Annotated in this window: 15 protein-coding genes; 9 read left to right on the top strand and 6 right to left on the bottom strand. The window is 35.3% G+C overall.

Annotated elements, in window-relative coordinates:
- The 5 genes from ACGHIN_RS14345 to ACGHIN_RS14325 all read left to right on the top strand — a co-directional run.
- Window positions 1-296 (top strand): TIR domain-containing protein (locus ACGHIN_RS14345; RefSeq protein ID WP_390454905.1); only part of this gene is annotated, 296 nt, incomplete at its 5' end.
- A gap of 6 nt (window positions 297-302) precedes the next feature.
- Window positions 303-887 carry a TIR domain-containing protein gene (locus ACGHIN_RS14340; RefSeq protein WP_390454902.1) on the top strand — a complete coding sequence of 195 codons (585 nt, stop codon included), beginning with the start codon at window positions 303-305 and terminating at the stop codon, window positions 885-887.
- Entirely contained in the window at window positions 887-1,780 is an 894-nt protein-coding gene (locus tag ACGHIN_RS14335; protein ID WP_390454899.1) for a DUF4231 domain-containing protein, read from the top strand. Before ACGHIN_RS14340 ends, ACGHIN_RS14335 begins: the two co-directional genes overlap by 1 nt.
- 4 nt (window positions 1,781-1,784) lie before the next feature.
- Complete coding sequence (locus ACGHIN_RS14330; protein ID WP_390454896.1) at window positions 1,785-2,390, top strand: toll/interleukin-1 receptor domain-containing protein; 606 nt, start codon at window positions 1,785-1,787, stop codon at window positions 2,388-2,390.
- Between the two features lie 214 nt (window positions 2,391-2,604).
- Window positions 2,605-3,342: a hypothetical protein gene (locus tag ACGHIN_RS14325; protein ID WP_390454893.1), complete on the top strand. Its 738-nt coding sequence runs from the start codon at window positions 2,605-2,607 to the stop codon at window positions 3,340-3,342.
- A 193-nt stretch (window positions 3,343-3,535) separates the two neighbouring features.
- On the opposite strand, the gene ACGHIN_RS14320 is transcribed toward ACGHIN_RS14325, so the two are convergent.
- From ACGHIN_RS14320 to ACGHIN_RS14305, 4 genes are all read right to left on the bottom strand, one after another.
- Window positions 3,536-3,685: a DUF6922 domain-containing protein gene (locus ACGHIN_RS14320; protein ID WP_390454890.1), complete on the bottom strand. Its 150-nt coding sequence runs from the start codon at window positions 3,683-3,685 to the stop codon at window positions 3,536-3,538.
- Window positions 3,686-3,720: 35 nt separating this feature from the next.
- Window positions 3,721-4,407, bottom strand: a complete 687-nt coding sequence (locus ACGHIN_RS14315; RefSeq protein WP_390454887.1) for a zeta toxin family protein — start codon at window positions 4,405-4,407, stop codon at window positions 3,721-3,723.
- An 8-nt stretch (window positions 4,408-4,415) separates the two neighbouring features.
- On the bottom strand, window positions 4,416-4,844 hold the full coding sequence (locus ACGHIN_RS14310) for a hypothetical protein (RefSeq protein ID WP_390454884.1): 429 nt from the start codon (window positions 4,842-4,844) through the stop codon (window positions 4,416-4,418).
- A 278-nt stretch (window positions 4,845-5,122) separates the two neighbouring features.
- A complete protein-coding gene (locus ACGHIN_RS14305) occupies window positions 5,123-5,590 on the bottom strand; it encodes a DUF3408 domain-containing protein (protein WP_390454880.1) in 468 nt (155 codons plus the stop codon).
- 414 nt (window positions 5,591-6,004) lie between these two features.
- Between ACGHIN_RS14305 and ACGHIN_RS14300 the strand changes: the two genes are divergently transcribed.
- Complete coding sequence (locus tag ACGHIN_RS14300; protein WP_390454877.1) at window positions 6,005-6,997, top strand: toprim domain-containing protein; 993 nt, start codon at window positions 6,005-6,007, stop codon at window positions 6,995-6,997.
- Between the two features lie 206 nt (window positions 6,998-7,203).
- Window positions 7,204-8,367, top strand: coding sequence for a relaxase/mobilization nuclease domain-containing protein (locus ACGHIN_RS14295; RefSeq protein WP_390454874.1), 1,164 nt, complete (start codon window positions 7,204-7,206; stop codon window positions 8,365-8,367).
- Between the two features lie 199 nt (window positions 8,368-8,566).
- Here the strand turns inward: ACGHIN_RS14295 and ACGHIN_RS14290 are convergent, their stop codons facing one another.
- Complete coding sequence (locus ACGHIN_RS14290; RefSeq protein WP_390454871.1) at window positions 8,567-9,121, bottom strand: hypothetical protein; 555 nt, start codon at window positions 9,119-9,121, stop codon at window positions 8,567-8,569.
- A gap of 226 nt (window positions 9,122-9,347) precedes the next feature.
- Window positions 9,348-9,752 (bottom strand): helix-turn-helix domain-containing protein, encoded by a 405-nt coding sequence (locus ACGHIN_RS14285; protein ID WP_390454868.1) that lies wholly within the window; start codon window positions 9,750-9,752, stop codon window positions 9,348-9,350.
- 371 nt (window positions 9,753-10,123) lie between these two features.
- On the opposite strand from ACGHIN_RS14285, the gene ACGHIN_RS14280 reads away from it, so the two are divergent.
- On the top strand, window positions 10,124-11,671 hold the full coding sequence (locus tag ACGHIN_RS14280) for a T9SS type A sorting domain-containing protein (protein WP_390454865.1): 1,548 nt from the start codon (window positions 10,124-10,126) through the stop codon (window positions 11,669-11,671).
- 6 nt (window positions 11,672-11,677) lie between these two features.
- Window positions 11,678-14,611, top strand: coding sequence for a hypothetical protein (locus ACGHIN_RS14275; RefSeq protein ID WP_390454863.1), 2,934 nt, complete (start codon window positions 11,678-11,680; stop codon window positions 14,609-14,611).
- Window positions 14,612-14,731 lie beyond the last annotated feature (120 nt).

Here is a 14,731-nt window from a genome sequence, read left to right as displayed (position 1 = left end):
CTGAAGCGTCTAGAGATGTCCCAATAAATTCCCCGAATGCTTCTTACATAAAAGCACGCTTGAGAGCAAAAATTCAAGGCTCTGATGTCGTTCTTGTATTGGCAGGTATCTATGCATCTCATAGTGAATGGATGCCTTGGGAGCTTGATACAGCAAAAGATTATGGAATACCAATTATTGGTGTAATTCCAAGGGGACAGGAACGTATTTCGCAAGAAGTGTTTACCCGTTCAGTTGTAGATGTTAGGTGGAATACGGAGAGTATTGTCGATGCTATTAGAAAATACGCAAATTAAGGTTTTATGGTTCACAAGTGCTTTATTTCGTTTAAAACAGAGGATATACATTTTAAAAAGCATATCCATGATGAACTCGATGTAGATATGATTGATAAATCATTACATGAGCCCATAGATTCTGATAATGAAGATTATATTATGAGAAGGATTAGGGAAGACTACCTGTCAGATTCAACAGTGACCATCTTTCTTATTGGTAAAAAATCTGCTGAAAACCTTTTTGGAGAAAAGCAAAATTTTTTGAAAAGAGAATTACAGGCCTCGCTTTATCATGGTCAGGGCAATACAAAAAATGGAATCTTAGGTGTTGTCCTACCTGATATGTATGAAAGAATTTATGCCGGCAGTGGAATATGTACAACTTGTGGAAATTCCCATAATTATGTAAAAATAAACCATGACACTGTAATTTCAGAATTTGCCTATAATTACTATATTCCCAATGATAAGTGCGCCTGGGGCGAGGATGACAGGTATTGTGTTCTGGTAAAATGGGACGACTTTTGTCTTGCTCCAAACACTTATATTGACAAAGCCTTTAAAAAAAGAAGTCATCCCATATCATCTAAAACTAAAGTAAGACCGTAATGACAGACAAAAATTATCCGAATTATTTTATAGCAGGAGATTCTGCTTCCAAGAAAGCACAAACATGGTATATCCGTTTAGTGGGGATAGACTTACTTTTAATGGTTGTATCAGCTATCCTTTCTATTTATAATTATCAGACACAGGAATCCAAAGAAGTAGTATATGTCATTTCGGGAATCTTACTATTGGGTGCGTTGTTTGTCTCAATACTTCTACGGACACGAAAGTATGAAGATTATTGGTATACTGGAAGAGCTTTAGCTGAATCCTGTAAAACTTTGACTTGGCGTTTTATGATGTTATCTGAGGATTTTGAAAGTGCTATTCCGACACAAGAAGTGGAGAAAAGATTTACAGATAAGGTTAATTTAATAAAGGATCAATTCCCCGATTTAAATAGGGTGATGAACAACAGACATATAAATCGACCATATATTTCTAATGAAATGAAAAGGATCCGTTCCTTAAGTCTTACTGAAAGAAAAAAATATTATTTATTGTACAGAGTTGAGGATCAGATTAACTGGTATTCTTCAAAGGCAGAAAGTAATAAGAAAATGTATGAATTATGGTTTTTCATAGTTATTGGACTACAGATCCTGGCTCTTATTTCAATTTACTTTTTAATAAGATCTCCTCTTTCCAATTTTAATTTTGTGGGGCTTTTTTCAACTGTTGCAGCAAGTGGCTTCAGCTGGTTGCAGGTTAAAAAGTATCAGGAAAATAAAGAAGCTTATACGATGGCAAATTCTGAGCTAAATCTCATAAAGGCTGAAGCTGAACAGGTTAATACTGAGGAAGAGTTTTCAAAATATGTTCTTGATTCAGAAAATGCAATGTCCAGAGAGCATACAATGTGGTTAGCTCAAAAAAGAGTGAAGAAAAATTAAGAAGATGATAAAGAAAGGTTTTAATAAAGCTGAATTTGGAGAAAAGTTAGAATGGATAGTTGAGTCTCACCTTAATAACTTTAAAAATAGACCCTGCGTCTTTTTAAGTCATAAAAGAGAAGATAAATCAGCATGTATAGAAGTTGCAAATTATTTGAGGGATGCTGGAATAGATTACTATTTAGATATTGAAGATCACGGATTGCAATATGCATCTTCAATTAATGACCCCATTAAAGTTACTGAAAGTATAAAAAAGGGAATTCGGCAAAGTACACATATGATGGTAGTTGTTTCTGAAAAAACAGCTCAATCCCAATGGGTTCCTTTCGAAATTGGATATGGTCATGCTTCTATTTTAGATCAGGACAGACTGAAAGAGGAGACTAACAAAATTAAACTTTCGGTTTTAACATTAAAGGATATTGCCGAGAAAGCATTACCGGATTATCTTAAGGTAGGTTATATTATTAAGGGCACTAAATCTTTAAATGAATACATCAGTAAGATATCTGATAGACTTGAAAAGTCGATGATGAGCGAGAGCCTGATTACTCGTCATAGTAACTCTAAGCATCCGCTAGATAATATCTTAAATTGGCAATTGTGATTTTACGAAATTTTTTTATAAATCACGTAATATCAAACTGTTACATTTTGATTATCCAATAAAAAAGAAGTGACTGAACTGATTATTCATTAAATTAATGTAGCTGTCCCTATAATAATACATTTACTTTTGAAATATTGAATTTAAGATGGTAAATTTTAATCCCTCAAACAGATTTTCAAAATCGTATCCCCCTAATTCAGTGTGTAATTTTTTGGCACATCCTTCTGGCGCTAATTTGGCAATGCAGATTGCGCTTTTTAACAGCCACCGTTTTGCATTTTATTTTTGGAATCTCTGGAAACGCGAATTGTTAAAGCATAGGTTGAATGCAAATGTTGATCTTATTACCTATGACTGGCATCAGGACTTAGTTTATCCATCGGATGGCGCAAAGGAAGAACTGAAAAAGCTTGATCTGGATAATAATTTTGAAGTTTCATTTTTTAGTTCCTATAGGCTAAATACGCTAAATGATTCTCATATCATGTCTGCAGTGTATCTTGATATTATTGGTGATGTATGGGTTTTATGTAGGCAGGGTACTTTTGAAAGCGATTGGGAAGATGAATATTTTGAAGATATTAAAGGGAAAAAGCATGTGGTCAGAAAATTTAAAACTGAAGATGCACTCAGGGAAGCCCTATTGTTATCAAATGTACAAAATGTCTTTTTCGATATTGATTTGGATTATTTCACGCTCAATAATAATATTGAACCAACCGATAAATTTACGTACATGAAAGATCCTGAAATTAAAGATCTTCTCTCTATTGAAAACACACTGATACAATGGATCTTTGACAGGCTGACGGGAATAACAATCGCTCTTGAGCCTGAGTTTACAGGAGGGATATCAAAATCTTTAAAATATCTTTCCCTTATTGAGAAGCTCTGGTTTGAAAAACCTCTTGGAAATTTTCATGTAAGATGGAAGCATCTGAAAGAATAGCACGAAAGTTAACCTTACAATTGATTTATATCTAGTGGTACTGTTTATCTTTACGATTCAAATAACAGTACATCCCATCTTTTTTTAGCTCAGAGAAAAAAATCAAGGCACGATCAAAGGCATAATTGGGAAAAAAGTAGATTTCATAACGAATAGCCCTGATCACTTTTTCACGACTGTAGAAACGGACAATTTAATCAATTTCTTCTTGCCCTCCACGTTCCACAATTCGTGCTATGATGGTTTTATAGTTTTTTTTTAAATTCATTGCCGGAATGTCAAAATCCAAGAAAAACACATGGTCGATATTTGGGATTATCTTATTGTTTGCTGTTTTTCTCATGTAGATATACTGATTCTCATTGAATTCATCAATGATTACCTGCGAAAACCTCTACCTTTTTTTGGTGGATTGATTTGAATTTGCGGCTTTTTGATTTGAGCAAGTTTTGAGGCTTTGTTATTCGCATATTTTTTAAGGTTATCACTAAAATATATATTGAACCATTTTGCAGCCGTTATTCTTATCTGGCAAGAAGCTGTATCGTGTTGATATAATGCTATTGTTTGAGCAGTGCCCAAATTTTTGGTATCTACAAACCTGATCACATCAAAAAGTGAAAAATGATTATTGACCCTAATAATCCCTTCATCAAAATTAAATTTTATATCCTCCGGACTTACATCATGTTTACCCAATGCTACACGGTCTGTCACCCTTGATGCTGCCAAATTAATATCGTCAAGGCCAAAATATATGAGATTCGTCTGATAACCTGCATCTTTGAAGATTTTGGTTATCTCCGCTGCCATATCAGTTGAAAAATTACTTTCAAATGCAAAGTCCTTTTTTTGAGATAAAGCGACATCAATTTCCTTTTCCAGCCGTGATGGTACACCCCCTTTAAGCTTTTCGGGGTCATAATTTGGGTATCTACGCAAAAGCTCGGCATAGATCTCATCACCGTTAAAATAAAATACGTTTTCGGGAACAAAATCTATACTATAGGTCGATTTTCCAGCCCCATTAGGACCTGCTAAAAGAAAAAACTGCAGCCTATTCATGATTACAATTAGTTCTTACTGGTGATATAAGCCCAACGTCCTTCTCCAGCTGGTACCAGGTGCTTTATAAAGGAATACCTTCTGTTATCAGCATCAAAGGCCACAAGATCTTCTGAACCATCAGGATTAGCACTGATAAATTCCTTTTCAGCGACACATCTGTCATCCTTATAATGCAGGGATACTCCTTTTGCAAAAGCTTCCCGATAAAGATGCTCCGTTGTGGTAATGCTTTTCTCATGGGTTTCTCTTATTGTCCGCCCCTCAGGCATCACGGCATTAAGAAACATATTGTCTTCTTGCCACTTTTCCATAAGATCTTCTAACAATAGCTTCATTTGGGAATTTTCTTTTAAATTATCCTTTAATTCAGACAGCTCTTCAAGCGGGATAAAAAGTCCACTCTGAATACCTTCCTTATTTTTTATGTTGCTCATCCTCATAGAACTAAATTTTGATTATTAAACAAATTTAAACATTATATTCTTTCAAAAAGAACCTGATTGTGCTTACAACTTGATTGGGGGATCTGGATAGCATTTGGTTGGTGATAAATCTTTTTTCAAAAGTAATTTGACTCCTTAACTTTTTAAGATCTCTTTTCCGTTATTGCATCGAGGATTTTTGAAACAAATCAAAAATCACATTTTATATATATAAATATAAAATTGTATTGAGAGGCACTTTTTTTCTGTATTCTCCGGATTAGTATCCATTAGAACAACGGTTTATTTCTTTCCTGATATATCTTAAAGATCAGTTCTTCAAACTGCGTAAAATGATGTTCAATGATATTATCCAGATAACCATACATCGTGAGTCTGTCTATTTCAAGCCCAGCAATGAGCTTTAAAAATCTCTGGTGGAACTCAGGGCGGATGTATACAGTCCTCCCTTTACTTGCATTTTCTTTTGGAATCCTGAAGAAGGTCTCAAAATATTCCTTCTCCGTTAATCCTGTAGACTTTGATCGCCTATTTCCACTTATAGGTGATTGACTTTTTATCGATTCTGTCTTTAAAGGGAGATCTGCATCCATAGCATGCTTTAAATATTCATCATCCGTTACAGGTTGAGTGACATTAGCTATTCCTTCGGATTGGTTATTAATTTCATTTGAAGTTCCTTTTTTCGTATGATGATCTGTTTCATCGTTCTGTTTTTGTAGGTTTTCATTGTTCATATGATGTAAGATTAAATGTTTATCATTTTTTTTGTATATGTCGTTTGCTTTGAAAATTATTGTACTGTTATAAAGTCTTTGATTATATAATCAACCACTTTACAAAACAGCTAATTATCATTATAGCGACATAACAAATTATAATGGTATGCGGTTATCATTTCAACCCCATATGATTTCAATTTGCTGATTGTATATAAAGCTATAATACCAGCTATATGACAAATTAAATAAATGAATTCCGGTATTGTTGTATTGCTGCATTGATAGGCAGTATTTTTCCTTTACTGTCCTAGGACTGGTAACAGTAAGATTGACTCATAAAGAAACCGAAGGACAAATACAGCCATTATATTCTATATTACCCATGTACATTACACGTTTTACTATCTTCTGGAAAATAGATAGAGCAAAATGAACTGTAAGCAATTTAATTCGATAAGATTGGAAGAAGTCCTCCTTTCTCTCGGACACCAACCAATCAGACAAAATGAAAAGGAAGCCTGGTACCTGAGTCCTTTTGCCTCAGAGTCCAAGGCCTCTTTTAAAGTTGACAGGCCGAAGAACCTCTGGTATCTCTTTTCGGAAGGTGTAGGCGGCACCACTACCGATTTTATGCAGAAATACCTGAACACAACGGTAAAAGATGTACTAGAATGGGCTTCCAATCAGAATTTTTCTTCTTTTCACCCGCAAATTAAACCTTCAAAATCTGAGTCAAACTATCGTATTGATAAGGTTATCGATATAGACCACCCCAATCTTATCCGCTATCTCCATGAAAGAGGACTCGGTGAAAAGGTTTACCCCTTTATCAAAGAACTATGGTTTACCATTGAAAAAAAGCAATTGTACGCAGTAGGCTGTCAGAACCGATCGGATGGCTGGGAACTTAGAAATGCCTTTTATAAAGGTACTTTACATAAAAAAGATATCATCATATTAGCATTTCCTACCGAAAACATAGGAGTTAAAACCCTCAATAATACAAAGGAAAATCAAAGAGCATCAGTTTTTGAAGGCTTTATAGATGCATTATCCTTTATCGAAATGCAAAAATCTTTTCAGGGAGATATTCTCGTTCTTAATTCGACGGCTCTGCTCAAAAAAGCACTTACAGAACTGGAAAAATATACTGAGATCAGCCTGTTTTTGGATAATGATAAAGCCGGAAAACAGTGCAGGGATATGATCATTGAACATTTTCCCCACGCTAAGGACTTTTCCCATCTCTATTCAGACCACAAAGATTTGAATCAGTACCTCATGGAAAAGAGACAACGACAGGTGCTATGTGCACCAAAAACAGAGGATATCCCAAAACCAGAAAAAGGCAATGCGGAAAAACAGGAACCCTGCAAGGAAGAAACTAACAGGGTAAAGAAAGGGGTGCGCAGGAGAATGTAGCACTGTGCTTTTAACCAACTGTCTGCAAAAGTTAAGAGCTCATTCGCAACTTTGAAGGTCGGTCCCCTCCCAACAAAGTTTCTACTTCGCCCTGTCGGGGACAAAAAAAGCAACCTTGACGGGCTGCCGAAAAGATTGATTTAAAATCAATCATAAATATAAAGTTAATCGTCTAAAGATAATACAAACTGATTATAGGATATGCTATGAAAACATCCATTAATTTTAAACCTGTGAAACCAGATTCCGAAGTCCATAATTTCAGGAAGAAGACTTTTGACTATATCCGCAAAGACCTAACCACTAAAAATGAATATTGGCAGGAAGATAAGGTTTTGGACAGGCTGCAGAAAATAGAAGCTTACTGCAAGGAAAAATCCGGCAGGAAGTTACAGAAAAATGCAATACCCGTCCGTGAAGCCGTGGTGGTCATCAAAGAGGATACCACCATGAAAGACCTTCATGATCTGGCTGAAAAGCTTCGGCAGGAACTGGGCATCAGGACCTTTCAGATTGCCATCCATAAGGACGAAGGACATTGGGACAAGGAATCTAAGGAATGGAAACCTAATTTCCATGCCCATCTTGTAGCTGATTGGCAGGATCTGAAAACTGGAAAGACTTTAAAGCACCAGTCATTTCATTATTCCAAAATGCAAGATCTGGCCGCTGAATGCCTCGGCATGGAAAGAGGAATTTCAAGTTCGGTTGGAAGATTGGAAACTGTCGAATTCAAAATCCGAAAAAAAGAAGAAGAGCTTAGTGCACTTGAAGAGAAAATAATAGAATTAAGAGCGGAATTAGACTCCCGCAAATTTGAAGACCTAATTGTTAAAGAAGCTGATTTTTTAGGGTTTCAAAGAATTAAAACCGATAAAACGATTGCAAATTATGAGAAAACTTTTAAGGTTTACAATATGACATTACTAAAAAATAAAAATGAGCTGGAGTCTAAAGCTAAACAGATCGCTGAACTAAAAGTTCAAACAAAAGGGTTAAAAAGGAGGATTTCCCTACTTAAAAACAAAAATACTTCATTATTGACTAATACTGATTTTTTTGCTTTAGAAAAGAAAAAATACATTGATTCAGTAATTCATGTACTGGAAAAATCAATCCGCCACGAGCGATTTAACAGTCCTCATCTTTATACCTTAGATTATAAAAATATAGTCAGTAAAATGGACAAGATCTGTAGAAACTTATCTATACATAATCAAATCCCATTAACTGCTTTTGAGGAAATTTTTAAAGTAGCTGAATTAGCTACTAGTCTTTTTTCACTATTAAATTTTGGAGAAAGAAACCATTGTGAGCCTGAGTATATTCCTGTAACAAAAAAGAAGAAAAGAAGAATTATCAAAAACTAGTTGGTGCGAATGACCAAAAAAAAATTGTACTTAAAAAGGTAATCTTAAAGTTAAGTATATTCAAGATGATAAAGACTCCAAAATTTTAAAATTAAAAAGACTGTTTCAATTTGAAGGTCTTTCTTTTTTAATAAATTACTTTTGATTGTAATTTTTAGCAATTTACCGTAGTAAAGTTATTCGATATGAGCAGTTTATTTTAAACGCTTTTTATTCCAAGGTAATAGCTCCAACTGAAAATTTTTGGCACTATTTCCAAATTAAATTTGTAAAGGCTATAAGTGTATAACGAAAAAAGAAAGAATGAAATCCAACTTAATCCAATGACGAAAATGCTGTCCTTGGAATTATAACTGAATAATTCAGGTATTATTGATTTGACTAACAAAGCAGGAGCTATACAACAAACTAAAATACAAATTGTCCAAGGCAATACCCATAATTTGCTTTTTTTAGCCCGAAGCGCTATGTTAACCCCTTTCAGAAAATAAATTATGCAGAATATTAGATAAGTAAATAGTATAGTAAAAATAATTAGGTTTGTTTTGTCCGATCCATCACCTAAAATATTTTCTGATATGAGAAATCCTGCATAAAAAAATATCCCGTAAAGAGCTGCTATTTTTATGATCAAAAACAAAAAGTTCAAGATCATGAAAAGTAAGCCCGTTGAAGCTTCGCTTTCTTTGCTTTTACGAAGTTCATATTCATATTCTGATTCACCAGGGTAAGCATCGGGATTATTCCATTCCATTATAATCCTTTTTAAATTATTATGTAATAATCTTACTATAAGAATGTTATGTATGTAAATTTAAGAATTATAATTGAAAAAATAGCTTCTCATATTTAAAATTATACTGACAATCATATCAATAATATTATTACAACAAAGAACAGAAGGAAATTCTTTTGCTCTTTGTAATTCTATTTTTGGATTAAAAAAATATTTTATGAAAATCTCACAGAATAAATGGTAATTAGTTAGTTATTTTCCGAATTAATACTTCTATAAGTTTGTTTTGCTCAGCCTGCAATTCTATGAGTTTCGTTAATTCAGGAGATTGCATATTAAAAATAGGATTTTCGGTATTATTAAAAATGTTTGAGTTTTCAAAAGTATTATTAGAATATACGATACTTCTTCCCTCATCTAATAAATCAAATATATCAGCATCATAAAATTCACAAATCTTTAATAGATTCTCAGCCGTTGGTTTAGATTGGTCGGATTCCCATTTATTATAGGCAGATTGCGAAACATCTAAATGTAGGGCTACTTCAGATTGCGATAATTTCTTAGCCTGACGCATTCTAGTAAGTTTGGTTCCAAGGGTAGACATTATATATTTTTCCAACAAATATATTGAAATAAAATTATTCATTATGTAATATTTTTTACCACAACATGAATAATGCCGGGTTTTATTTTACAATATCTTCGGAACTAAATTCAACAAATGGTGATCTAATTAAATAATAAAAAATACGACAAGCTTTGTCGCTGTCCACTTGTATTATTGCTTCATCAATCTAAAAATATAACCATAAATGTCACAAACTTAAACCCTATGAAGAATCAAAAAATAAGAGATACAATACTCTTACTAATTGCAACTGTATTAATCTTCGTTTTCCTTGCCATCTACAATTTTGACAATGAGAAAAACACGGAGGAAAAATATGGGGATTTCCCCATTGTGGGATTTCAAGAATTAAAGTAAGTTTAACCGCGATTAAAAAAAACATCTATTTTATGAAAATTACCTTTTTGGCACTGTTAACAAGTCCTTTGTTTGTAGTGCCTGCGCAAGAGGTAGTCTGGCAGAAAGACATCAAATCCACGACCCAGGATTTTCTTTCACAGATAACCACTACCATTGACGGACAGTATTTAATTACAGGAAGCAGTATTCAGGCTTCCAAACAAACAGAAAGCAACCAAAATAACGGTTACGATTTCCATTTGGTTAAGTTAAATGGGCAGGGAGAAGAAGTCTGGGAAAAACACTTTTCAGGACAGAACCATGATTTCCTCTCCGCTGTGGTGAATACCCAGGAAGGAGGCTTCCTTCTGGCTGGAACTTCCTATTCAGGAAAAAGCCTTGATAAGAAAGAAGATTCCAAAGGCGGATCAGATGTATGGCTCATCAAAATCAATGAATTCGGGGAAGAACAGTGGCAGAAAACCTTAGGTACTGCCTCCGATGAAGAAGCAAGAGCCGTGATTCAAACGACTGACTTAGACTACTTTGTGGCAGGAAATGTTCAGAACTCCTCTAAAGGTTATGGCTCTAAAGATATATGGATTATCAGACTGGATAAGACAGGAAAACAGGCTTCTGAACTGATACTGGGTGGCAAAGGACTGGATGAAGTGGAGAAAATGATTCCTACCAAAGATGGTGGTGCTTTATTAGGGATCTATTCCAGAAGTGCCATTGGAGGATCAAAGAAAACTGAAAACTACGGTGAAGGCGATTACTGGATTATTAAACTTTCTAAAGACGGAAAGGTGGAATGGGAAAAGAACTTTGGAGGAAAGGCAGATGATCACTTAAGAACTTTGGCTTTAACCTCTGCAGGATATGTAATTGGCGGAGAATCCAGATCAGAAAGATCAGGAAACAAAAGTACAGGGATAGAAGAAGGAACCGACCTATGGCTGATTTCCTTAAATGAAAGAGGTGAAGAAATCTGGCAGAAATCCTACAACTTCAAGAACAGGGATGTATTAATGGGGATGAGTACCATCAACAACCTGTCAAATGACAACCAACAACTAACAACTAAAGGAATCCTGTTAGGTGGTTATACCCAGGCAGAAGGAAGAATAGAAAGTGATGATGAGACGTTCTGGATGCTGTATCTGGACCAGGAAGGAAAAGAACAGTGGAGAAAGCATGTGAAGGGAGAATCCAGAAAGAAGGAAGAAAGACTTTCAGATATCAAGCTTAACAGGGACGGCTCTATTATACTGGCAGGAACGAGTGCGGAGGAATTAGGAAAGGAGAACTGGAAGATTGTGAAGCTGGGAGACGGACAGATTGATCAGTTGATTGAGAAGCAGGACATCAGAGTCTATCCAAATCCTGTATCGGATTACACGTATGTAGAGATCGGCTATGAGTTTAAGGAAGCGGATATTTTACTGTATGATATGAGCGGAAAGCTTCTGCAACAAACCAAGACTAAGAATAAGGTAACGAAGATCAACACGCAACCTCTGATTCAGGGGGCTTACCTTGTGACCATTAAAACGGATACTAATAAAAACGCAAGTGCTAAAATCATTAAGAAATAAACTAAGATGAGAAAAATATTATTAACACTATCCATTGCTTTAGTTAATGTATATATGGCCCAAGATTTCGAGACAGGTTTCTCCAAGCCTGTAGCTTCTGTATCCTCATTATCAACGTACACCAATTCTCCTGTTTCTTATGCAACGGGAGTTCCGGATATTTCATTCCCACTGGCATCTCTTCCTACCAACAGCAAGGATATTACCGCAGGGCTGAGCATCAGTTACCACCCAAAAAACTTACTGAGCGGAGAAAAAGCCAGTGAAGTAGGATTAGGATGGAGTCTACTGGGTATCAATGGTGTAATCTCCAGGGAAATTATTGGTGTATTTGGCCTTGATGAAAAATACTGGGATACGTCACTGAGCGGTTACCATAAAAATGAATTTGATGACATTTACTATTATAATATAGGAGGACACGCGGGTAAATTCAGAATCATAAGAGATGTAACTACCGATACTTTTCAAATTGTTAAACTGACCCCCTCCAATCTTAAGATAGAATATACCCGGACTAGCAATACCGCAACGCTTATCCTCAACAGCTTTACCATCACTGATGACAAAGGATACAAATACTTATTTAATACAAATTCAGTTTCCGAATATAAATTGAGCAATAATGGAATAGCTTATAAAAGTGCTTTTTTCCTGACCAAAATCTATGATTATAACATGCAGGAACTGGTCTCTATGGATTATCAAATCGATACTTATCCATCATCAATTATAACTCCGTCTACATTACTTCAAAACTGCAAACTAAAAAAAATATCCTCCAAAGACAACGGATCTATTGAACTGGATTACACTTATATGGCATCCTATAAAAATTCTATGAATGATCCGTATGAAATGAATTCGGTTGTTTTAAAAAACAATATAGGAAACATTATATCAAAATTGGAATTCTCTTATGGGTATTCTACATTTACCAACCCTTACGATTATAAAGAATCCATTTCAAAACGGACTTTGTGGAAAATCAAAAAATACAGTTCAGATCTTGCTAAAACTGAAACTACGGAGTTTGAGTATAATACTTCAGGAAGTCCTAAAGAATATGGTCCGGTTCCAGGACAGTTCAAGGATTATTTTTTATGTGATTATATCTCCCATAATCCGGGAACCAATGAGATAGAAAATCCAAAATACTTCCCGTGGGGTTCGCTGAAAAGAGTAAAACTTCCAACGGGCGGTGCCGTAGAATATAACTTCGAAGCCAATGAATATGCGCATGAAAATTTCACGCAATATCTCGATGAACTAAGTGGCGGTATGGTTTATTTTGACAACCCTCAGTTTCAATATTTAAAACCAATTTACTCGGTTAATTTCAATACTAACCTCACGAAAGATTATACATTTTCTGTAAGTGGCGGCTCAATGTCACCAAAGGGAGTATATGTGAAATTTGTAGTCAACGAAGTGTATCCATATCCTCCGGGAATGGAACCCAGCGATGGTTCCCAGCCTTCATTAAATTATACTGTTCTGGATGCGGATTTTAATGACGGGTTTACAGGGGTTTTATGTACTACGCCTTATGCTCCAATAATGTCTTCAACGAGATTTATGTTGAATTCAGGAGCACATACCATTAGGATACAAGGTCCTACGGGAGGTAACGGCCATATAGAGGTATATGAAATGACAATGAAAGATGCGCCTTATAAAAATGCTATCATTCAGAAAGATCAGGGCATAAGGATAGAAAGCATTAAATATTTTGAAAATCCTTATTCTCAAACACCCGTAAAGTCTGAAAAATTTACTTATGATAAATTTGATGATACCAATTCTTCAAGTGGAGAGAGTATAGTGGAAGGAACAAGTATGGGCTACCCTGTACAATCTATTGTGTACAAAAATGTAAAAGTGTTCAATGGGGATACAGGAGGATACTCCAAATATTCTTACAGGTCACCTTCCTATTACCCAATACAAACTATTCCTTCCGATTATCCATATTGGCCGAATATCAATTTAACCAAAAACGGGCTCCTTGAGAAGAAAGAAGTCTATGATGCTAGCAATCATTTACTGGCATCTGAAAACTATGATTATACAATTGCTGAAATGCATTCTCCAAAATATTTCCTTGCGGAAAACGGCTATCAAACCAGGACAGCATGGATCAGGGAGCAACGTGCTGTCTCTAAGGTATTTGACCAGAATGCGAGAGCAGTGACTACCAGTTCAGAAACCATACGTTCGGCAATTGACTTCAACCTGATGACCGAAAAGGCTACCCATTCCGATGGAAGCACCCAGGAAACAAGCTATACATATGCAAGGGACAAAAACCATACTGTTCTTATCAATGCCAATATATTAGGAATACCATTAGAAACTCAGGTAAAGAAAAACGGAACTATTATAGCAAAGAGTGAAATCAAATTTGATAATGGAACTCAGCTTTATCCTACTTCTGTTTTGGTGTATACTCCGGATAATTTAGCGAACAGCTATACAGGGATCCGATATGATGCTTATAACGAGAAAGGACAAGTAATTCAGTATTCCGCTACACCGGATTCTCCGTCAGGAAATGGAACTCCTACAACCATTATCTGGGGATACAATAAAACCATGCCGATTGCCAAAATAGATGGCGCAAAACTTTCAGACCTTCCTCAAAATCTGATTGATGCGATTGTGAATGCGTCTAATGATGATGCCAATGCCACTCCGGCCAATGCACAGGCCAAAGAAGATGCTTTATTGGCACAATTGGAAAGCTTCAAAACCAACAGTGCTTTATCTGGCTTTAGTGTTACTGCCTATACTTATAATCCTTTAGTGGGAGTAACGAATGTTTTGCCACCTAATGGAATAAGAGAAATTTACCTCTATGACAGTTTCGGCAGGCTGGAAAAGGTGAAAGATGTGAACGGAAAAGTGCTTAAAGAATACCAGTATAACTACAAACAGTAATAAGTGACGAGTTATAAGTGATGAGTGGAAATATATTCACTTTTAAACTTCTAACCTTTAACTTCTAATTTCTAAGAAATGAAAAAAATATTATTTATATTCCATATCGTGTTTGTAGCC

The organism is Chryseobacterium barbadense (assembly GCF_042849955.1).
Lineage (GTDB): Bacteria > Bacteroidota > Bacteroidia > Flavobacteriales > Weeksellaceae > Chryseobacterium.
The sequence above is the reverse complement of the archived record's forward strand: the minus strand, read 5'-3'. Positions and strand labels throughout refer to the sequence as shown.

Excerpts from the sequence above, each read along its gene's own strand:
- ACGHIN_RS14340 (WP_390454902.1), top strand. The coding sequence starts at position 303 with ATGGTTCACAAGTGCTTTATTTCGTTTAAAACAGAGGATATACATTTT.
- ACGHIN_RS14335 (WP_390454899.1), top strand. The coding sequence starts at position 887 with ATGACAGACAAAAATTATCCGAATTATTTTATAGCAGGAGATTCTGCT.
- ACGHIN_RS14330 (WP_390454896.1), top strand. The coding sequence starts at position 1,785 with ATGATAAAGAAAGGTTTTAATAAAGCTGAATTTGGAGAAAAGTTAGAA.
- ACGHIN_RS14320 (WP_390454890.1), bottom strand. The coding sequence starts at position 3,685 with ATGAGAAAAACAGCAAACAATAAGATAATCCCAAATATCGACCATGTG.
- ACGHIN_RS14315 (WP_390454887.1), bottom strand. The coding sequence starts at position 4,407 with ATGAATAGGCTGCAGTTTTTTCTTTTAGCAGGTCCTAATGGGGCTGGA.
- ACGHIN_RS14310 (WP_390454884.1), bottom strand. The coding sequence starts at position 4,844 with ATGAGCAACATAAAAAATAAGGAAGGTATTCAGAGTGGACTTTTTATC.
- ACGHIN_RS14305 (WP_390454880.1), bottom strand. The coding sequence starts at position 5,590 with ATGAACAATGAAAACCTACAAAAACAGAACGATGAAACAGATCATCAT.
- ACGHIN_RS14300 (WP_390454877.1), top strand. The coding sequence starts at position 6,005 with ATGAACTGTAAGCAATTTAATTCGATAAGATTGGAAGAAGTCCTCCTT.
- ACGHIN_RS14295 (WP_390454874.1), top strand. The coding sequence starts at position 7,204 with ATGAAAACATCCATTAATTTTAAACCTGTGAAACCAGATTCCGAAGTC.
- ACGHIN_RS14290 (WP_390454871.1), bottom strand. The coding sequence starts at position 9,121 with ATGGAATGGAATAATCCCGATGCTTACCCTGGTGAATCAGAATATGAA.
- ACGHIN_RS14285 (WP_390454868.1), bottom strand. The coding sequence starts at position 9,752 with ATGAATAATTTTATTTCAATATATTTGTTGGAAAAATATATAATGTCT.
- ACGHIN_RS14280 (WP_390454865.1), top strand. The coding sequence starts at position 10,124 with ATGAAAATTACCTTTTTGGCACTGTTAACAAGTCCTTTGTTTGTAGTG.
- ACGHIN_RS14275 (WP_390454863.1), top strand. The coding sequence starts at position 11,678 with ATGAGAAAAATATTATTAACACTATCCATTGCTTTAGTTAATGTATAT.